The organism is Mycobacteroides sp. PCS013 (genome assembly GCF_049532645.1).
GTDB lineage: Bacteria > Actinomycetota > Actinomycetes > Mycobacteriales > Mycobacteriaceae > Mycobacterium > Mycobacterium gwanakae.
In genome coordinates this window covers 4,850,768-4,870,724 of record NZ_CP150131.1, presented here as the reverse complement: position 1 = coordinate 4,870,724, position 19,957 = coordinate 4,850,768, and the positions used below count along the sequence as shown (strand labels likewise).

Below are 19,957 nucleotides of genomic sequence, written 5' to 3'. Positions count from 1 at the left end.
TCTGGCTCACAGGTCCGACAACAAGGACGGCAAATCGGCGATCGAATCGATGACGTACGCGGGTTGCATCGAATACTGATCGGCAGCCCATCTGTCGAGGGTGTCTTGACGGAACTTCCCGGTGCGCACCAGCACACCCGTCATCCCGACCACCTGGGCCGCAAGCACATCGACATGCAGGTCGTCGCCCACCATCACGACTTGATCCGGCTCGCACCCCATCCGCTCGGCGGCCAGCTGAAATCCCGCCGGGGCGGGCTTGCCGACAGCGACCGCCTTGCGCCCCGAAACCTGTTCCATGCCTGCCAGGTACACACCGGTATCGACGCGCAATCCCTCGCGTGTGCTCCACACCGCGTTGCGATGCATCGCGACCACCGGGATTCCCTGAGCCATCCGGTCGTATACCCGGCTCAGCGCCACATGATCGAACTGCGGACCGGCCCCACCAAGAATGATGACGTCGGGATCATCGGAGAGGGAGTCGACGAAGTCGACCCCAGGCATGTCGGCGGTGATGTCCCCGTCGTTCAGCAGATAGCACCGGGCGCCGGGGTGCTGGGCGATCACGTGATCGGCGGTCAGCATGGCGGCGGTAATCACCTCGTCGGCGGGCACCGCCAGGCCCGCGGCGGTCAACAGCTCCGCGATCTGCACTCGGGTACGCGAGGTGGTGTTCGTCAAGAAGCAACGACGAACGTCATCACTCTCCAGCACCTTGAGGGCCTGCGCGGCGCCGTCGATCGGCTCCCACGAGGTCACCAGGACCCCGTCGATATCGAAGAGCACTCCGCCGACGGTCATGGCGCTATTTTCCCGCCATGCCGTGCGCGGCGCACGCCGAGGGCATTCCTGACCCACCGGACTCAGCGAAACCCCTGCGTGCGGTATGCGCTGGGTGGTCGGGCAATAATGAGCCGATGCGTTCCGTCGCCGAACACCAGCAAGTCGTCGCGGGATTGATCCAGGCGCCCGCGCTTGTCCGGGTGCCGGTAGGTGCGGCTGAGCGACTGGTCCTGGCCGCCGACGTGATCGCGCCACTGAATCTGCCGGTGTTCGACAACTCGGCCATGGATGGGTATGCGGTCCACCGCGACGATCTCGCGGGGGCTTCGCCCACCAATCCGGTGACATTGCCGGTCACCGAGGACATCCCGGCCGGGCGCACCGACGTCCTGACGCTCAAACCCGGTACCGCGCACCGGATCATGACGGGTGCGCCCCTTCCCGCCGGTGCCACCGCGGTGGTGCCCGTCGAAGTCACCGACGGCGGCACCGAAACCGTGGCCATCACCGAAGAACCCCGTGCCGGCCAGCACATCCGGTCCGCAGGCGAGGATGTGCGAGTTGGCGACACCGTACTGAGCGCCGGCACCCGGCTGATGGCGCCGGCGTTGGGTCTGGCGGCAGCACTCGGACTCGAGGAGCTGACCGTGCATCCGCGCCTGCGGGTGGTCATCGCCTCCACCGGCAGCGAGTTGGTGCCCCCGGGTACCGACCTCAAGCCCGGGCAGATCTATGAATCCAACGCCATCATGCTTGCCGCCGCTGTCCAGGAGGCCGGGGCCGACGCCGTGGTGGCGCCGACCGTCGCAGACGATGTCGAGCAATTCCTCGCAGTACTCGACGAATTCGGCGCCCAGGCCGACCTGGTCATCACCACCGGTGGAGTCAGCGCCGGAGCCTATGAGGTGGTCAAGGACGCACTCACCGACGCCGGTGTCCAGTTCGTCTCGGTGGCCATGCAGCCCGGCAAACCACAGGGAGCAGGACACGTCAATGGCGTCCCGGTGCTCACCCTGCCCGGCAATCCCGTCAGCGCGCTGGTGTCGTTCGAAGTGTTCATTCGCGAGCCGTTACGCGCAGCGATGGGGCTGGCGCCCGCGCGGGCGCGCCACGAGGCCGTCCTCACCGATCCGATCACCGCGCCCGCGGGTAAGCGGCAGTTCCGGCGCGGGTGCTGGGATGCCGACAGAGGGACCGTGACGGCCGTGGGACCTCCCGCATCGCATCATTTGAGATGGCTGGCGGCCTCGAACTGCCTGCTGGACATCCCCGAGGATGTCACCGAACTCGCGGCGGGGACCACTGTCAGCGTGTGGAATCTGAGCTGATCACGGCCGTTTGTAGCGCTGTCGGCGAATGCCCGGGAATGCCACCGTCGACCGCATCCCGTCTCCGTGTGTGTCGTGCTGTCCCCAGCGCATCGGCCACATCACTAGGATGGTCCGGTGGCAAGACGCCCCCGCCCCGTAGGTTCAGAGCCGGACTCCGGCATCCCGCATATCGTCGAACTCATCCGCTCGACGATCCCACCGATCCACCCGGCAGGACTCCCGTTCATCGCCGGTGGAGTGGGACTGGCGGGACTTGGGTTCAAGAATCGCTGGATTCGCGGAACCGGGCTGGCGCTCGCGGGCGCGTGCGCCGCATTCTTCCGGCATCCTGCGCGCATCCCACCCAACCGTGCCGATGTGGTGGTGGCCGCGGCCGACGGCCAGATCTGCTTGGTCGATCGCGCGGTACCTCCGCCGGAACTGGGGCTGCCCGCCGAGCCTCTCCCCCGCATCAGCATCTTTCTGTCGGTGTTCGATGTTCACGTGCAGCGGGTCCCCGTCGCCGGTGAGGCGACGGCAGTCATTCACCGCAGTGGGCAGTTCCTGTCGGCCGACCGTGCCGAGGCGAGCGTTGCCAACGAACGTAATAGCGTGCAGATCCGTACTCGCACCGGGCACGATGTGGTGGTGGTCCAGATCGCCGGACTCATCGCACGCCGGATCATCTGCCACGCCAAGGTCGGTGACCAGTTGTCCATCGGCGACACCTACGGATTGATCCGATTCGGTTCCCGGGTGGACACCTACCTGCCCGAGGGGTCGAAAATTCTTGTCCAGCCAGGGCAACGCGCCGTGGGCGCCGAGACCGTGCTGGCCGAGCTGCCGTCCTCCACCGATAACGCGTAAGCGGCTCAGTCATGAACCAAGCCGCGTCCTCGAAGCGCCCCGTACACATCCGGATTCTGCCGAGTGTGATGACGGTGCTGGCGATCTGCGGTGGCCTGTCCTCGATCAAGTTCGCGTTCGACGGAAAGCCCTACATCTCGCTGACCCTGATCGCCGCGGCCGCGATCCTCGACGGTCTCGACGGCAGGATCGCCCGGCTCTTGGACGCGACATCGCGAATGGGCGCGGAGATCGACTCGCTGGCCGACGCGGTGAACTTCGGTGTCGCGCCCGCGGTGGTGCTCTACATCTCGATGCTCTCGGATACCCCGACAGCATGGGTCTTTTCGCTTCTCTACGCGGTGTGCATCGTGCTGCGGCTGGCTCGCTTCAACACATTGCTCGACGACGATTCCCAACCCGCGTTTACCAAGGAGTATTTCGTCGGAGTGCCCTCCCCCGCGGGCGCGCTGATGGTGCTGGCCCCGCTGGCGGCCTTGCTGCAATTCGGCGACGGGTGGTGGTCGTCGGTATGGGCGATATGCGCATGGATGGTGTTCGTATCCATGCTCATCGTCAGCCAGATCCCCACCGCGGCCATGAAATCCGTCTCCGTGCCGCCCCGCATGGTGGTCCTGCTGCTCGCGCTGGTGACGGTGGCCGCCGCAGGACTGCTGCAATACCCGTACGTACTGCTGCTGATTCTGATCGTTGTCTACCTTGCCCATATCCCGTTCGCCTGGCGCAGTCAGCGCTGGGTGGCGGCCCGGCCCGAGTCGTGGGACGCCAAACCCAAGGAGCGACGGGATCTACGCCGCGATCAGCGCCGGGACCAGCGGCGCGCCTTCCGGCAAGCCGCGCTCCCCAAGCGGCGCACAGCGGAGCGTCTGGGGTTACGCCGGCCCGGTGGGCCGCGCTAGGTACGCATGAGCGAACATCCCGATGCTCTTGGTCCCAATGGCCCGTCGCTGACTCTCACCGCTCGCCTCAACACTTCGGCTGTCGACTCGCGGCGCGGCGTCGTCCGGTTGCATCCAGAAGCGATTGCAGCCCTGGGCATCCGGGAGTGGGATGCGATTTCGCTGACCGGATCACGAACAACGGCGGCTGTCGTCGGGGTCGCACCGCGCTCAGTTCCGGCCGGTACCGCCCTGCTCGACGACGTCACGCTGTCCAACGCGGGGTTGCGTGAGGATGCGTCGGTCATCGTCGCCCCCGTGACGGTGTATGGCGCACGGTCGGTCAGCGTCAGCGGTTCTTCTCTTGCCACCCAATCTGTTTCGTCCGCGACACTTCGGCTGGCGCTACTGGGCAAGGTCATGACCGTTGGGGATACCGTGTCGCTGCTGCCACGGGACCTCGGACCTGGCACGTCCACGTCGGAGGCGACGACGACGCTGGCCCGGTCGGTGGGGATAACCTGGACCTCCGAGTTGCTCACGGTGACGGCGGTCGATCCGGCCGGTCCGGTCAGCGTGCAACCCAATTCTCTTGTCAGCTGGCAGGGCGCAAACCCGTTGAGCCCCAATGCGCAACAGACGGCTCTGCCTGCCGAAGCCGCCGCCGCCGTGGCTCCGTCACCCGAGCCCCCCGCCGCGATATCCGTGGAGGACCTCAAGGGCTCCCGGGCGCAGGCGACCCGGCTCACCGAGTGGCTCAAACTGGCCCTCGATGAACCCGGCCTGCTGAAAACACTGGGTGCGCAGCCGAATCTGGGTGTGCTGATATCTGGCCCCGCCGGCGTCGGCAAGACGACGCTGGCGCGCGCGGTCTGTGCGCCACGCACGCTCGTCGAGCTGGACGGGCCGGAAGTGGGGGCCACCACCGCGGAAGGACGTCTCACCGCGATACGGGAGGCCGTGAGCCGGATCCGGCAGTCTGGCGGCGTCTTGCTGATCTCCGATATCGACGCTCTGCTGCCGGCCACCGCAGAACCCGTGGCGACACTCATCCTGGCCGAACTACGTTCAGCGGTAGCCACTTCCGGCGTTGCATTCATCGCAACGACCGCACATCCCGACGCCATCGACGTGCGCCTGCGCGCTCCCGAGCTGTGCGACCGTGAGCTGGGCCTGAGCCTGCCCGACGCCGCTACCCGTAAGTCACTGCTGGAAGTCCTCTTGACGAAGGTGCCGGCGCAGGACCTACAGCTCGACGAGATCGCCGCGCGAACACCGGGTTTTGTGGTGGCCGATCTGGCCGCGCTGGTCCGCGAAGCCGCATTGCGGGCAGCGGCACGGGCCAGCGAGAAGGCCAGCGCCCCCGCGCTGACCCAGGAAGATCTTGTCGGTGCCCTGTCGGTGATCCGACCGCTGTCCCGTTCCAGCACTGAGGAAGTGGCCGTCGGGTCGATAACTCTCGACGACGTCGGCGACATGGTGACCACCAAACAGGCTCTGACAGAGGCCGTCCTGTGGCCGTTGCAGCATCCGGACACTTTCGAACGCCTCGGCGTGGACCCGCCCCGTGGAGTACTGCTGTATGGACCGCCCGGCTGCGGAAAGACCTTCGTGGTGCGGGCGCTGGCTAGCTCCGGACGGTTGTCGGTGCACGCGGTCAAGGGCGCCGAGCTGATGGACAAGTGGGTCGGCGCCTCCGAGCAGGCGGTGCGCGAGCTGTTTCGGCGTGCGCGCGATTCGGCGCCATCACTGGTCTTCCTGGACGAGGTGGACGCGCTGGCGCCGAGGCGCGGGCAGAGCTTCGACTCGGGTGTCACCGATCGCGTGGTGGCGGCCTTGCTGACCGAACTGGATGGGGTGGAACCGCTGCGCGATGTGGTGGTGCTCGGCGCCACCAACCGGCCCGAGCTCATCGACCCGGCGCTGCTGCGTCCAGGCCGGATGGAACGCCTGGTGTTCGTCGAGCCGCCGGATGCTCAAGCCCGCAAAGACATTCTCAAAACGGCCGCGCGGGCGGTACCACTGGACGCCGATGTGGATCTGGATGCCCTCGCAGCTGAACTGGACGGCTTCTCGGCCGCCGACTGTGCGGCGCTGCTGCGCGAAGCCGCAATGGCGGCCATGCGGCGATCCATCGACGCCGCCGATGTGGCAGTCGCCGATATCGAAACCGCGCGGGCCACAGTACGTCCGTCGTTGGATCCCGTGCAGGTAGCATCCCTGCGCGCGTTTGCTGACAACCGCTGAACAACAGGGGAACGCGCCAACGCAGCCCGACTACCGGACTCGATAAGCTCGATGGTGCATGCCGGTAACACTGTCGCCGATTCGGCCAATCGCCTACGCGCATGCTGCTCGAAAGCCGGAAGGGGAAGCAGGCATGCCGTCACATGAGCCAGTGTCTCAACCACAGTCACCCAATCATGCTTTAAGAGCGCTGATGGATGATCTGAGAGTCGATGACTCCAATCTCGCACGAGCCGCAGGCGTGGATATCGACGCGGTCGATTCCTGGATACGGGGAGAATCAATGCCCGCACCCACCAGTGCGCGCCGCGCGGCTGACGCGTTGGACTGCGACCCCCAAGACCTGTGGCCCGATATCTTCCCCACTCTGCAGCCGCTGAGCACTGGAACCGCCGCTGTCAGTGTCTACACCAGGCGCACCGACATTCCTGCCGCTGCGTGGACCTCGTTCTTCGCAAGGGCGACCGAGGCAATCGACATTCTCGTCTATAGCGGCACATTTCTCTTCGAAGACGTTCCCCGCTTCGCGAAGACACTCTCTAACGCAGCGTCCCGGGGTGCTCAAATCCGGTTCCTCTCCGGCGACCCCGACACGTCGACTGCCGAGCTCCACGGTCTCGACGAACAACGCGAAAGAGATCTCACCGGGCGCCGCCGGATGACCTATTCCCGTGTCCGGGCGTTGTCCAACATCGACGGGCTCAGCGTCCGCGTGCACGACAACCCGGCGTACACGCCGTTATTTCGGGCCGATAACGCCCTCATCACCACACCTCATCTCTACGGCGCTCCCGCCGGAGACAGCCCGGCCATGCTCATTCGGCGTGACGACACCCTCGAGCTGTGGAACAACCATCAACAAACCTTCGAACGCGCATGGAACAAGGCCCGCGCCATGGCCCGGACGGGTCCTTAGCACCTACTGCGCCATTTGCTGGAATGTTTGACTCAATACCCGAGCAGGCAAGTCGAATCAGCGCCCCTTAAACTAGACACAACGACACCCCGCCCAACAACCGATAGACGGGAGTGCCTTTGCTTGCCATTCTGCTTGCCCACGCACTTGCCGCCGCGATGGCGCCGCTACTTGTGGCGCGCGTTGGTCGACTGGCGTTCTACCCTCTTGCCCTGGTCCCTTTGGGTTCGCTGATCTGGGTATTGGCAAGATGGCCTGCCGCCGGGGCGGACACTCGTATCGACATCCCCTGGGTGCCCGAGCTGGCGATGGATATCTCTCTGCGCTTCGACTCGCTGGCCGCGATCATGAGCGTGCTGGTGCTCGGCATAGGGTCACTGGTGCTGTTCTATTGCTCGAGCTACTTCCGGCATCGAGACGGGCACACCGAGCCGCGGCTTCCGAGTTTCGCTGCAGAGCTGGTTGCCTTCTCCGGGGCCATGTTCGGTCTGGTGATAAGCGACAACCTGCTGCTGCTGTACATCTTCTGGGAACTGACGACCGTGCTGTCCTTCCTCTTGGTGGGTCACTACGCGGAACGACTCGCAAGTCGGCGCGCGGCGGTACAAGCACTGCTGGTGACCACTGCTGGTGGACTGGCGATGCTGGTCGGGATCATCGTGCTCGGCCATGTCGGCGGAAGCTTCCTGCTCTCCGACCTCATCGCAGACCCGCCATCGGGTATGGCCGCCAGCGTCGGTCTGGTGCTGATACTGATCGGCGCCCTGAGCAAGTCCGCCATTGTCCCCCTACACTTTTGGCTTCCCGGCGCCATGGCCGCACCAACCCCGGTCAGCGCCTATCTCCATGCCGCAGCCATGGTGAAGGCCGGTATCTATCTGGTGGCCCGTATGTCGCCCGGGTTCGCCGAGGCGACACCGTGGCGGCCCATCGTGCTGGTGTTGGGCATCGCCACCATGATCCTGGCGGGCTGGCGCGCCCTGCGCGAGTACGACCTCAAGCTGATCCTGGCCTTCGGCACGGTGAGCCAACTCGGATTCCTGGTGGTGCTCACGGGCACTGGTGATCCCGACATCCTGTTGGCCGGGCTGGTCATGCTGTGCGCGCACGCCCTGTTCAAGGCCGCACTGTTCATGGTGGTGGGAATCATCGACCACACCGTCGGGACCCGCGATATCCGCAAGTTGGCGTGGCTCGGAAGACGCGAACCGTCTCTACTCGTGATTGCCGGGCTGGCCGCCTCGAGCATGGCGGGGGTTCCACTGACCCTCGGATTTGTCGGTAAGGAGCTGGCCTTCGCGACGGTGCTGCACAGTCAGGTGCTCGGTTCTTCCGCCCCCTGGGTGCTGGCGGGGATAGTCGTCGGATCCATGTTCACCATCACGTACAGCATGCGGTTCATCTGGGGAGCATTCGCACGCAAGGGTTTACCCGAGCCAAGCGCCCGCGTACAGGGCATGCACGCTCCGGCGCCTGCCTTCCTGGTGGCACCCGCCGTGCTGTCGGTAGCAAGCATCGCGGCCGGGATACTGCCCGACTGGCTCAACTGGGCGCTGGGCAGCTACGCCAATCCCGTCGACGCGCATATCGCGATCTGGGAGGGCTTCGGCGTACCGCTGCTGCTTACCGCGATCGCGTTCGCGGTCGGTATCTTCGCGTTCTTCTCGCGGGGACGCCTGCGCAAGGCCCGACTCGCCGTCAACCCACTGGGTAATGCCGACCGCGGCTACGACGCCGTTCTGCGCGGTGCCGATGTGCTGTCCCAGCGGCTGACCGCACTGACGCAACGAGGCTCGATCCCGTTCACCCAGGCCACCATTCTGGTGACCCTGGTGACACTGCCGACCATTGTGCTGGCACTCGGAGCCCGCGACGAGCCGCACCTCAAACTGTGGGATTCGCCGCTGCAGGGGGTGGTCGGGCTACTGATGCTTGCCGCCGCCATCGGCGCCACCGTCATGCGCAACCGTCTGGCGGCGGTGCTGCTCGTCGGCATCACTGGCTACGGAACAGGCGTTATCTTCGCACTCCACGGGGCGCCAGACCTGGCGCTGACGCAGTTCCTCGTCGAGACCCTGACCCTCGTCATTTTCGTGTTGGTGTTGCGCGCCCTACCCGCCGAGTCGGATGCGGAGCAGGCCAACAGATTCCGGCTACCCCGTGCCGTGCTCGCGATTGCGGTCGGATGCACCGTGACGGCGCTAGGGGTGTACGCGATGGCGGCGCGACGTGATCGCCCGATCGCCGACCTGCTCCCCGAGGCGGCATATCAGCGCGGGCACGGCGCCAACACGGTGAACGTGCTGCTGGTGGATATCCGTGCCTGGGACACCCTCGGCGAGATCTCGGTACTGCTGGTTGCCGCGACGGGCGTGGCTTCGCTGATGTTCCGGCACCGGCGTTTCGGGAGAGCTCCCCGGGTCGGGGACGCGGCGGGTCAACCGGATGTGGTGGTGGCCTCCAGCGTCTGGTTGCGCGGGAGCGAATTGCGTGATCCCAAGCACCGGTCGTTAGTTCTGGAAGTTGCGACACGGCTCATCTTCCCGCTGGTCATGGTGTTGTCGTTCTACTTCTTCTTCGCCGGACACAACGTTCCGGGCGGTGGATTCGCCGGTGGCCTCACGGCCGGTCTGGCTCTCGTACTGCGCTACCTCGCCGGTGGGCGGTATGAGCTGGGCGAGACACTGCCATTCGACGCAGGCAAGATCCTCGGGCTCGGGCTGGCATTTTCCGGCGGGACAGCATTGGCTTCGATCTTGCTGGGGGCCCCGGTATTGTCTTCGGCCACAATCCAATTCGATGTGCTTGGATTTGGGCACGTCAAGATCGTGACGGCGCTGTTCTTCGATCTGGGCGTGTACCTGGTGGTCGTCGGTCTGGTACTCGATGTGCTGCGCAGCCTGGGCGCACGCTTGGATGTGGAGCTCGAAGAGTCTCCACGGGCCCGGGCGGGGGTGCGCGCGTCATGACCAATCTCGGACTACTCATCATCATCGGCGCCCTCACCGCATGCGGCGTGTACCTGATGCTCGAACGCAACCTGACGCGCATGGTGTTGGGTCTGCTTCTCGTCGGCAACGCGGTGAACCTGCTGATCCTCACCGTGGGTGGCCCGTCCGGTAATCCACCGATCATCGGACGTGAGTCCGCGGGCCGGACCTCTATGGCAGATCCGTTGGCCCAGGGCATGATCCTCACCGCGATCGTCATCACCATGGGTGTTGCCGCATTCACTCTCGCCCTGATCTATCGCATGTTCACGTTGGAAGCCGACGACGTCGTCGACGACGACGCCGAGGACGCGCGCGTCGCCCAGGAACCACTTGAACCCGTCACCGACGGCAGGGAAGAACACCACGAGGCGCCCGAATCCGGTGACGAGGACTCGCCTTCCGAACTCGACGCACTTCCGGCGGGTGAGAAGTCATGAACGCCATGGCTGTTCTGACCCCGCTCCCGGTCCTCGTGCCGACCGCCGCGGCAGCGTTGACGCTGATCGCTGGCCGTCGCCCACGACTGCAACTGCTGATCACCGTCACGGCATTGACCACGGTGCTCGGAGTCTGCGCGGTACTGCTCTACCTGGCAGATCGCAACGGCACCTTCGCACTGGCGGTCGGGGGCTGGGGGCCTACCGAGGAAAAACTGGGGCCGCTCGGAATCACCCTTGTGGTGGACCGGCTTTCGGCATTGATGCTGGTGGTCTCGGCCATCGTGTTGCTCGCGGTGGTGCTGTACGCGGCGGCGCAGGGTATTCGGGACGGTGACGAGCGCCAGCCGGTGTCGATCTTCATGCCCACGTACCTGGCGCTGTCCGCAGGTGTCTGCAATGCCTTCCTGGCCGGCGACCTGTTCAACCTGTATGTCGGTTTCGAGGTACTGCTGGCCGCCAGCTTCGTGCTCCTGACCATCGGCGCCAGCGGTGACCGGGTGCGGGCGGGTATCTCGTACGTGATGGTCTCGATGATGTCCTCGGTGGTCTTCCTGCTGGGCATCGCGTTCGTCTACGCGGCAACCGGAACATTGAATATGGCCGAAATCGCAGTCCGCGCAGACGGTATACCGTCGGGTACCCGGATGGCGATCTTCGCGGTGTTGTTGGTGGCCTTCGCCATCAAGGCGGCGGTCTTCCCGCTGTCGACGTGGCTACCCGACTCCTACCCCACCGCGCCCGCACCCGTGACCGCGGTCTTCGCGGGCTTGCTCACCAAAGTGGGTGTGTACGCCATCATTCGCGCACATTCTCTGCTCTTCCCGGGTGGAGTTCTGAACACGGTGCTGCTGGTGGCCGCGCTGCTGACCATGATCGTCGGCATCCTGGGCGCCATCGCGCAGAGTGACATCAAACGACTGCTGTCCTTTACCCTGGTCAGCCATATCGGGTACATGATCTTCGGCATCGCGCTGTCCAACGAGCTCGGCATGTCCGGCGCGATTTACTATGTGGCACACCACATCATCGTGCAGACAACGTTGTTCCTCGTGGTGGGACTCATTGAGCGCCAGGCAGGGGCGTCATCGCTGAATCGCCTGGGTGGTCTAGCGGCCGCCAGTCCGCTACTGGCCTTCGCGTTCGTGGTGCCGGCCTTGAACCTCGGTGGCATACCGCCGTTCTCGGGGTTCATCGGCAAGGTCGCATTACTGGAGGCAGGGTCGCTGCAGGGCTCGATGCTGGCCTGGACCTTGGTGGCCGGGGGCACCATCACGAGCCTGCTAACCCTGTATGCGGTGGCACGGGTGTGGACCAAGGCGTTCTGGCGGCCACGCGCCGACGCGCCCGAGGGTGATCTCGCCGCGGCGACACCGTCCGCGCTTCTCGATGACGGAGAAGAAGTCGCGTTTGTGGACCGCGCCGACGTGGGCCGGATGCCGGCCGGCATGTTGGCACCCACATTGGGTTTGATCGCGGCCGGGGTGGCGCTGACCATATTCGCCGGTCCGATCATCGGCATGAGTGATCGTGCCGCCGCCGAGGTCCGTGACCGTGCGGTATACATCAGCGCGGTCCTCGGGGGTGGCCCTCGATGAAAAGCCTCACGATGTACGGCCCTCGCGAAATTGTCTTGCGCATCTGGATTTTGGTGTGGCTCATGCTGGTATGGACGATGCTGTGGGGAAACTTCTCCGTCGCCAACACCGCTACCGGGCTGCTGGTGGCACTGGTCATCACGGTGCTGCTACCGATGCCCCGGCTGCCGGTGGAGGGCCGCCTGCATGTCGGTTCGATGATCCGGCTCGCCTGCACGGTCGCTTACTACATGGTGCTGTCCAGTCTGCAGGTGGCGTGGTTGGCGATCAGGCCGGGCGCGCCACCGTTGAGTGCCGTACTGCGCGCCCAGCTTTCGGTGAAGTCCGACTTGGTGATGGCGCTTCTGCTCAACACCCTGACCATCATCCCGGGATCGGTAGTCCTGGAAATAGACCAGGAACGCCGGCTGGCGTACGTGCACGTGCTGGATGTGGGCTCGCCCAAGGCTGTGGCGACTTTCTACGCCCAACTGCGGCAACTGGAAAGACTTTTCATCGCAGCCTTCGAACGGGACGCTGATTGGCATCCCGACGATGACACCACCGAGTCCGAGATGAGGGAGGGACTGTGAACGTCGTATGGCACATCGCGGCCGTGCTGCTCATCGCCGCGGCGACCATCACCACATACCGGCTGCTCGCCGGCCCCAACACGCTCGACAGGCTTGTCGCCGTGGACACCCTGGTGGCCGTCACCATGTGCACGCTTGCCGCATGGGCGGCCTACAGCCTGGATTCCACTGTGCTGTACGGGATGGTCGCGCTGTCTCTCATCAGTTTCCTCGGCTCGGTGAGCGTGACACGGTTCCGCGTACCCGACACCGCGATCGACCCGCGCGACGAGAGGAGGCAACCGCGATGAACACTCTTCTCGACGGCATCTCGGGTGCGCTGGTGTTACTCGGTTCCGCGCTGGCCCTGACCGCCGCGATCGGCGTGGTGCGATTTCCTGACACGTTGGCCCGCATGCACGCCGCCTCCAAGCCTCAGGTGTTGGGACTGCTGCTGGTTCTGGCGGGTGCCGCGCTGCGGCTGCGCGGGCACGCCGACGTCAGCATGATCGTGCTCACCGGGCTGTTCACCATCATCACCGCCCCCGTCGTCGCGCATCGGGTTGCACGGCTCGCCTATCACGAACGCAGCGTTCGCGACGACCTGATGACGACCGACGAACTGGAGCGTTAAACGGCGCTCGCAAAAATCAAGCGCCCGGCTTCCGCCGACTCTCAAAAGGCCTGGCCGAGACATTTCCCATCGGCTCGCCCCGGGCAGGCCAAGCCTTGGTCCGCTGCTCAGCAGCGAAATGACTCGGCAGCCCACTACCTGCATTCCCCAACGTCGCAGACGGCGCATCGGTCGACGCCTCATCCGGGTAAGCGGGGAAGAGCCTCAGGGCTGGGATCCGGGACGTAGTACGACGCATGCTCCACGTGAGGAATCACGGGAATCGGAACCGTGGGTGCGGTGTCTTCAAAATCATAGCCACCAGCCAACGGGATGCGTGGAATCTTCCTGCGCATAGCTCGTGAACTGCGACGAAACACGGAAACCTCCCCGATATCTCGTGCGAAGTATTCCATATCTTCCGCGCCTCACAACGTAGCGATATACAAGGCCTCCACAGCTCGCACCCTCAGCGCCCTCAGGGCAACCTAGCTTCTCCAAACGCCTATCGAGGCGAGAGTTGTCTGCCAAGTATCCAGATCCCAATTGACATGCCCGGATACTCGCCCACCGTCCGTCCAGGTAATTGCCACAAACCACTCTGACGCCAGCGCACCCTTCTCGAGCTACCCAGTTAAGCCCCCCAACTGGGGGTGCATTCACACGCCACCCCTGCTAGCCTTGGGCAAGACTTCACCACGAAGAGAGGGAGACCATGGGGGACTTCAAGGCAGTGCCAGGTGGCTTAGAGGCATTCACCGGTGTGCAAGAAGGTGCAGCAACAGCCATTACAACCGCAGGTTCAGTGAACTCCGCTGGCATGATGAGCGCAGCGGCGGCAGCGGTCGGCCCAATAGGTGTGATCTATCTCGCCGCCTACGGCCCCGCGCAAGCAGTCAACCTGGCGGGAACATTACTGCTCGGCGCAGTTCACGCGGGCACTGGAGTCAGCACCGCGGTCTCCAAGGCGTCTTTCGTCACCGTCGATTCCGACCTGTAACGGGCAAGCAGGCACGCCCGAGCACTCGATCCCATGGCCGACGCAGTCCCACCGTCATCACCGGATTCTTCGTCGGCGAATCCTACGCACCAAGTTGCCCAGCACGTACCTGGATTCGATCCAACCCCCTATATCAATGCACAAGAACAAGGTCTTGCCGACTATCTCAACCTTCCTGTTGAACAGGTACTAACTCAGCTCGGCATTCAGCCTCCTCCCTCTGGTACACCGATGCCAACGGCACCAGCGGGCATACCCGCGTCCGGGGCTGCGGGAAGCCCCTTTAACCCGAGTTCGATGATCACACCGGTGACGGACGCGCTCGGCACTCTCGGCACGGGGAAATTTGACGAAGGGTACGACCCGCCACAGATGTACGAAGGTATCTCCAAAACCTTCGAAACCACCGGTCAATCGGTGCAACAAGCGGTCGGCATGCTCAGCGGTATCTGGGAGGGCCTTTCAGGAATCGCGGCAATGACCAAGTCACTTGAGGCCGTACTCAACGGACTCGAGGTAGCCCTTCAGTCCAGCGGAATCGGCGGCAGCCTCACCTCTTCTGCCACAGACGTAACCCAGGCCGAGACCAGACTCATGGAGATCCTGCACGAGTGGGAAGCGAAAATGGCGGCACTGACGCCAGGGCTGCCCTGGACAGCACCTGGTATTGCCGAGGCATGTACTCAGGCCGTCGAGATGGCGGTGCAATGTATGACAGAGCTACAAAGCTCCCTCGGTGCCGAGTCGGGCATCGTGTCGGCAATCGGCGCCCCACTGTCGCTGACAGCTATACCGCAAGCTGGGTCACAAGCAGTGTCGCCAGCAGTCCAGATGGCAAGCAGTGCAGCGCAGCAGTTCTCTTCACTCCTCGGAGGCTCCATGTCCGGAGGTTCCAATCGCTCTGCCGGTACCTCGCGGGGCGGAGCAACGCGGTCACTATCCAAGGGCACCTCCTCCTTTGGCCCTTCAGGTCGCGGAACCGGCGTGACGTCGAACAGTCATTCATCGAACGGGGCCAACAATCCTGGTGGTTTCCTCCGAGGCGGGCTGGCCACCCCGTCCGGGTCAAGCCCTGGAGCAGCCCGTACGGCACCCGCCACGCCTCCTGCCAGCGCCGCACCTGCCAAGGCAGCGACAGGCAGTGGCGGGATGGTGGGGCGCGCAGAAAATACTCGAAATGCAAAGGGCGGAAGTGGCGGCGCCGGATCCAAGGCTGGCGCAGGTAGTGACGATCATGAGACCTCCTCTTTCCTGCAAACCGCGCTCCAGGGAGCCGAAGTAGTTGGCGATCAGGGCACCGCCAGTCCTGCCGTTCTTGGCGATGAAGTGGTGCAGGACGAGTCAGAGACGACCGCGCAAAAGTAAGTTTCGTTACGCGGTCGGCGGTCCGGGAGTAAACATCGTGCCATCAAAGCGGCGCAGAGGTTCCTGCTGCAGCGCCGCGAAGCGTTGGGAGAATTCTGCGTTGACAAAATGTTGACGTTGAAGGACCAGTTGCGCTGCTGCGGAGGCTGTTTCAAGAATTCGCTGCGCCAAAATGTCCGGCCCGAGTCGTTGCCCCTGACTCGTTATCTTTAAAGCTGTCATGGCGCCATGCGCGTCGACCGTGACCTTGACCGCTTGGTCCTGACTACTCACCTCGACAGATGTCGACTGACTTTCATCGTTCATCGCACGCAGGAGGTCACGTTGCTTCCGCATTCGCGCAACAACCGAGTCCGCGAGGCTTCTCGTTGGCTCAGTCATCCGCGAACTGCGCTTCCTCGGCATCGGACAATTGCTGCTCGGTCGCCAGCCGCAGGCTTCGGCATATCACGGCTGAATACGGCGAATCTTCGAACTGCTTGCGGTGAGCAACCTGTTGGCGCATAGCGGATAGTCTGCACAATTCGAGGATTGACTGCGCGAGAAGCTCGGGCGGCCTGGACATCTCGCTAGCATCGAGTTTCAGCCGGATTGGTAGCCCCCGCTCGTTGGCCAGCACAACGACACTGTCATTCCGCGATGACGCTATGAAGTGAGCCGGCACTTGTGGCATTGACATCTACGTTCCCAATCCGATCAGTTCCACCTGCGATGAGGTTCGCGCCCGCCGTACTGAAACCCGTCGGCCACCGCCGCCGCGAGCTCGGTAAACGCCATCCGCGTCTTCCTACTCATCAGATCCAACGAAATCTCCGACCCCTCCGACAGATGATTGTCGAACGGGACGACGTGCACGGCGCGTGCCCGCGTAAGGAAATGCCTGCTCAACTGTTCCAAGTCAACCGATGATGCACCCGGTCGCGAGGAGCTGATGACCACCACCGACTGCCTCACCAAGTGTGAATAACCATGGTGATCAAGCCAATCCAATGTCGCCAAGGCACTTCGGGCGCCATCTATAGCTGGCGAAGTGACCAAGACGATGGCGTTGGCTTCGTCCAGCACACCGGCCATCGCCGAGTGCATCAACCCTGTGCCGCAGTCAGTCAGGATGATGTTGTAAAAGCGCTGAAGAATGCGCATAACCGCACGGTAGTCAGCCTCCGAGAACAGCTCCGAAGCTGCCGGATCTCGTTCCGAAGCAAGAACCTCAAGCCTGCTTGCACTCTGCGATGTGTGTCGACGGACATCGGAGTAGCGATGAATATCGTTATCGATCAGTAGATCTCGAACGGTGGAGCGTGTCTCATCTGGACCGCGCTGAGCCAGCGTGCCAAAGTCAGGGTTCGCATCCACCGCGATCACCCTGTCGCCACGCAAGGACGCAAAGGTCGCACCGAGCGAGAAGGTCGTTGTCGTCTTACCGACGCCACCCTTCAGCGACAGAACGGCGATCCTGTAGTCGCCACGTACCGGAGCGTTGATGCGTTCGATGAGAGCGGAACGTGTCGTCTCCTCTGAGGACTCCCCAGGATTGATCGCGCCCCCAGACAGCCGGTGAACAACCTTGCGCCATCCTGACTTTGGCAACGGCTTGGCAGATCGAATCAGCCCCAGCTGATCTACCGACGGACCTTGAGAGCGGTGTTGAGGCGCCTGATCATAGGCCGGTACCTCCGGCTGCGCAGTGGTAAATGGCGTTGCCACGGGTACGTGAGCTGTGTGCCCATGAGCAGACGGAGCCGGAGCGTTCCAGTCTGCGCGCGGGAATGCAGGCGGCGGCGTGCTCATGGGAGCACGCGGCGGTACCGCGGTCGGAGGCTGCACAGGCGACCGCTGAGGAGTTGGTAGCGGGTGCGACGTCGGAACGAAGGGCGCGGGAGCAGCCTCTGGTGGGGTGGGCGGGGCACCCCCCGCGGGTGGTGCGACCTCAATCCGTGGCGTGGGCGCATCGAACGGTTGACTCTGCGCACGCGGTGCCGAAATCAGCATCTCATGCGTCGTTTCGTTGCTCACGGATGGCGGGAATCCATCAGCCTGCGGCGGCGAAGCCAATCCCGGTTCTACCGACGGTCGGCCAACGCCAATCTGCATCGGCGGTGGAACATAGTAGTTGTGTTGCGGTGCAACAGGTTTTGCTGGCGGCTGATACTGCCCAGGACCAGGTGGTTGTGCAGGCGCCTGTTGCTGATACTGCATCGGCTGCTCGTACTGCCCAGGGGCAGGTGGCGGCTGATACTGCCCAGGACCAGGTGGTTGTGCAGGCGCCTGTTGCTGAAACTGCGGTGTTCCGTATGCGCTGAGCGGGTCCGGCTCCCAAGTCGGAGCCAATGGACGCTGGTGGTTACGCTGACGGCGACTCAGCTTGGGCGCCTTAGGCAACGGCGGTGGGGGCGTCTGCTTGAGCGTCGGAAAGTAATCAGCGCTGGGGGGCACAAAATTCTGCGGCTGGTGCTTAGCCGTCCGGCGCCGAGACACACCAGCCGAGTCTTGGCCCAAGCCATCAGGAATAGGCTCACGCCAAGGGCCACTCGGCGGCGGGCCATCACTCTGATTGTCGGGCGGTTCAACCATGGTGGATCACTTGGCCAGCATTCCAAGAACATTGTCGAGTGCCGCCCGCATGTCGGGCTCCTCAATACGCATCAACGCACTCTCATCAAGGTCTTCTAAACCTGCCCCGTGCTCTTCACTTAGCCTGAATTCCCGCTCCTCTTCAGCAGATTCGATGACATTTCGAACGAAACGACCGTTACCTGCCAGGTCAATATTCCGGCGTGTCTGCCCCGACTGGTCGACCGACTCTCCTTCATAGAGGGTGGTGCACGCCGAAACCAGCGCGTTGTACGCCTCTTCGGACAAATCAGAATCACGCGCCTTTGCGATCACTCGTCCAATGTCGCCCAACTCTGCCGATGTGTACGAGGCGAATCTAATTCGCTTCGTGAAACGGGATGACAGGCCATCGTTGGAGGCAAGGAAACGATCGATCTCACCGTCGTATCCTGCGATAATGACCACAAGACGGTCTCGATCGTTCTCCATGCGAGCCAGTAACGTATCGACGGCCTCACGGCCAAACGCATCTCCGCCCGAAAGACCCGTTTGGATTAGCGTGTACGCCTCATCGATGAATAGCACGCCATCCATGGCGCTATCGATTAGCGCACCCGTCTTGATAGCCGTGCTGCCGAGGTGCTGTCCGACGAAATCTTGACGTTTGGCCTCCACCACCGTAGGCGTCTTGAGAAGGCCTAGGCCGCAGTAGGTTTGAGCAACAACACGGGCGATGCTGGTCTTGCCGGTGCCGGGAGGGCCCGTGAAAGCTAGGTGCAAACTGCGTGAGGCTGCATTCAGCCCCTTGTCGCCGCGTATCTTGGCCAACTTGGCCGCGGAACGCAGCTTGGCGACCTGAGTCTTGACCTCTGCCATGCCGATCTGCCGGTCGAGTTCTTCCTGCGCAGCCTGCAGATACTGGTTATTGCGCTCCTCAAGGCTTTCCGCGTCTATCTGATCGCCTGTGCGCGCCGTGCTGGGGTCCCATTTGTCGGTGCGCGAGTCGATGATCTCTTGGGTGGTGATGATCAACCGGTACTTCGGATCGCGTAGTGCAGCGGCATTGGCCTCGAATCCCGGCTCCTCGCTGTAGAGCCGCTCGAAGATGACCCGAGCTTCGTCCTCCTTACCCATCTCACGCAGTGTCAGCCCTTTGCAGAATTCCGCGGCACGCTTGGCAGCAGGAATCGGACCTTCGGCGGCCTGGTCAAGACGCCGAATCCCCTCTCCGAACAGGCCCATTTGCGCACAGGCCGAACCGACCATCAGATGCGCACCTGCCCCTATGTACGGGTCGGTGAATGAAGCCGAGTTAGCAAGTGCGGTAAGGACATCCGGCCAACGCTGGGTAGTGAAGTGTAAAACGCCGCGGATATAGGCACAGATTTCCTGTGCCTCCTTGTTGCCGTCCGCCATCCGAGCCCGACGCTTATCCAGATCATCGAGTACATGTTCGGCCTCACCGAAGTCTTTGCCTGTGATGAGGCTCGCCGCGTATGCCAGCCATACCTCAGTGAATGTTGCCAGAGTGTAGTTAATGTACAGACCGGTCTCGAAGAGCCCTGCTAACGCTCGGGGCTGCAGTCCCAGCCTGCGCTGCTCGCGGAACATCGATGTCTCGCTGGTGCGGTACAGGTTGAAGAACACCTCAGGGCTTGCATCGCCTGCCGCAGCTCGTCCGAGCCATGCGTCACACATGTCAGCGTCGTATTCGGTAGCACGTTGGAAAGCAAGCTTGGCGTACTCAACATCGCGATCGGTCTCAAGACCGTCAATCGGGATGCCAAGCGAGAGCACGCCCGCGTCGAACACCCGCTGGGCGTCCCTGCTGTCAACCATG

The 19,957-nt window shown here is 63.6% G+C and carries 17 protein-coding genes and 2 pseudogenes; 14 read left to right on the top strand and 5 right to left on the bottom strand.

The genetic code is table 11. The features are described from left to right. Positions 1–6: 6 nt before the first annotated feature. Complete coding sequence (locus tag RHO23_RS24225) at positions 7–804, bottom strand: HAD-IIA family hydrolase (RefSeq protein WP_423488434.1); 798 nt, start codon at positions 802–804, stop codon at positions 7–9. Positions 805–920: 116 nt separating this feature from the next. On the opposite strand from RHO23_RS24225, the gene glp reads away from it, so the two are divergent. The 14 genes and pseudogenes from glp to RHO23_RS24155 all read left to right on the top strand — a co-directional run bounded on the left by glp (position 921) and on the right by RHO23_RS24155 (position 15,561). Next, the gene (gene glp / locus RHO23_RS24220; protein ID WP_423488433.1) at positions 921–2,114 is read left to right on the top strand and encodes a gephyrin-like molybdotransferase Glp; all 1,194 of its coding nucleotides are present in this window, start codon (positions 921–923) and stop codon (positions 2,112–2,114) included. Positions 2,115–2,231: 117 nt separating this feature from the next. Beyond that, positions 2,232–2,963: a phosphatidylserine decarboxylase gene (locus RHO23_RS24215; RefSeq protein WP_064407747.1), complete on the top strand. Its 732-nt coding sequence runs from the start codon at positions 2,232–2,234 to the stop codon at positions 2,961–2,963. A gap of 11 nt (positions 2,964–2,974) precedes the next feature. Then, on the top strand, positions 2,975–3,862 hold the full coding sequence (gene pssA, locus RHO23_RS24210; protein WP_030095718.1) for a CDP-diacylglycerol--serine O-phosphatidyltransferase: 888 nt from the start codon (positions 2,975–2,977) through the stop codon (positions 3,860–3,862). A gap of 6 nt (positions 3,863–3,868) precedes the next feature. Further along, positions 3,869–4,457 (top strand): annotated as a pseudogene (locus tag RHO23_RS24205) (ATPase); the annotation flags it as partial. 74 nt (positions 4,458–4,531) lie between these two features. After that, positions 4,532–6,088: pseudogene (locus tag RHO23_RS24200) on the top strand (AAA family ATPase); the annotation flags it as partial. A 193-nt stretch (positions 6,089–6,281) separates the two neighbouring features. Then, positions 6,282–7,004, top strand: a complete 723-nt coding sequence (locus tag RHO23_RS24195) for a helix-turn-helix domain-containing protein (RefSeq protein ID WP_423488432.1) — start codon at positions 6,282–6,284, stop codon at positions 7,002–7,004. A 119-nt stretch (positions 7,005–7,123) separates the two neighbouring features. Beyond that, entirely contained in the window at positions 7,124–9,973 is a 2,850-nt protein-coding gene (locus tag RHO23_RS24190; protein ID WP_423488431.1) for a Na+/H+ antiporter subunit A, read from the top strand. Further along, positions 9,970–10,434 carry a Na(+)/H(+) antiporter subunit C gene (locus RHO23_RS24185; protein ID WP_057965247.1) on the top strand — a complete coding sequence of 155 codons (465 nt, stop codon included), beginning with the start codon at positions 9,970–9,972 and terminating at the stop codon, positions 10,432–10,434. Before RHO23_RS24190 ends, RHO23_RS24185 begins: the two co-directional genes overlap by 4 nt. Positions 10,435–10,439: 5 nt before the next feature. Beyond that, positions 10,440–12,032 carry a Na+/H+ antiporter subunit D gene (locus RHO23_RS24180; protein ID WP_070942154.1) on the top strand — a complete coding sequence of 531 codons (1,593 nt, stop codon included), beginning with the start codon at positions 10,440–10,442 and terminating at the stop codon, positions 12,030–12,032. Next, positions 12,029–12,604 carry a Na+/H+ antiporter subunit E gene (locus tag RHO23_RS24175; protein WP_070941908.1) on the top strand — a complete coding sequence of 192 codons (576 nt, stop codon included), beginning with the start codon at positions 12,029–12,031 and terminating at the stop codon, positions 12,602–12,604. The genes RHO23_RS24180 and RHO23_RS24175 overlap by 4 nt, the downstream gene beginning before the upstream one ends. After that, positions 12,601–12,894, top strand: coding sequence for a monovalent cation/H+ antiporter complex subunit F (locus RHO23_RS24170; protein WP_030095724.1), 294 nt, complete (start codon positions 12,601–12,603; stop codon positions 12,892–12,894). Before RHO23_RS24175 ends, RHO23_RS24170 begins: the two co-directional genes overlap by 4 nt. Beyond that, positions 12,891–13,217 carry a monovalent cation/H(+) antiporter subunit G gene (gene mnhG / locus RHO23_RS24165; RefSeq protein ID WP_046252462.1) on the top strand — a complete coding sequence of 109 codons (327 nt, stop codon included), beginning with the start codon at positions 12,891–12,893 and terminating at the stop codon, positions 13,215–13,217. The genes RHO23_RS24170 and mnhG overlap by 4 nt, the downstream gene beginning before the upstream one ends. A gap of 799 nt (positions 13,218–14,016) precedes the next feature. Beyond that, entirely contained in the window at positions 14,017–14,196 is a 180-nt protein-coding gene (locus RHO23_RS24160) for a hypothetical protein (protein WP_234796286.1), read from the top strand. Between the two features lie 33 nt (positions 14,197–14,229). Then, positions 14,230–15,561, top strand: a complete 1,332-nt coding sequence (locus RHO23_RS24155; RefSeq protein WP_423488430.1) for a hypothetical protein — start codon at positions 14,230–14,232, stop codon at positions 15,559–15,561. A gap of 6 nt (positions 15,562–15,567) precedes the next feature. Here the strand turns inward: RHO23_RS24155 and RHO23_RS24150 are convergent, their stop codons facing one another. The 4 genes from RHO23_RS24150 to eccA all read right to left on the bottom strand — a co-directional run bounded on the left by RHO23_RS24150 (position 15,568) and on the right by eccA (position 19,956). Continuing rightward, on the bottom strand, positions 15,568–15,867 hold the full coding sequence (locus RHO23_RS24150; protein ID WP_232784637.1) for a YbaB/EbfC family nucleoid-associated protein: 300 nt from the start codon (positions 15,865–15,867) through the stop codon (positions 15,568–15,570). Positions 15,868–15,934: 67 nt separating this feature from the next. Continuing rightward, positions 15,935–16,180, bottom strand: coding sequence for a hypothetical protein (locus RHO23_RS24145; protein WP_070922217.1), 246 nt, complete (start codon positions 16,178–16,180; stop codon positions 15,935–15,937). 77 nt (positions 16,181–16,257) lie between these two features. After that, positions 16,258–18,135: an AAA family ATPase gene (locus tag RHO23_RS24140; RefSeq protein WP_423488429.1), complete on the bottom strand. Its 1,878-nt coding sequence runs from the start codon at positions 18,133–18,135 to the stop codon at positions 16,258–16,260. A 6-nt stretch (positions 18,136–18,141) separates the two neighbouring features. After that, a complete protein-coding gene (eccA, locus tag RHO23_RS24135) occupies positions 18,142–19,956 on the bottom strand; it encodes a type VII secretion AAA-ATPase EccA (RefSeq protein WP_070922163.1) in 1,815 nt (604 codons plus the stop codon). Position 19,957: the final 1 nt, after the last annotated feature.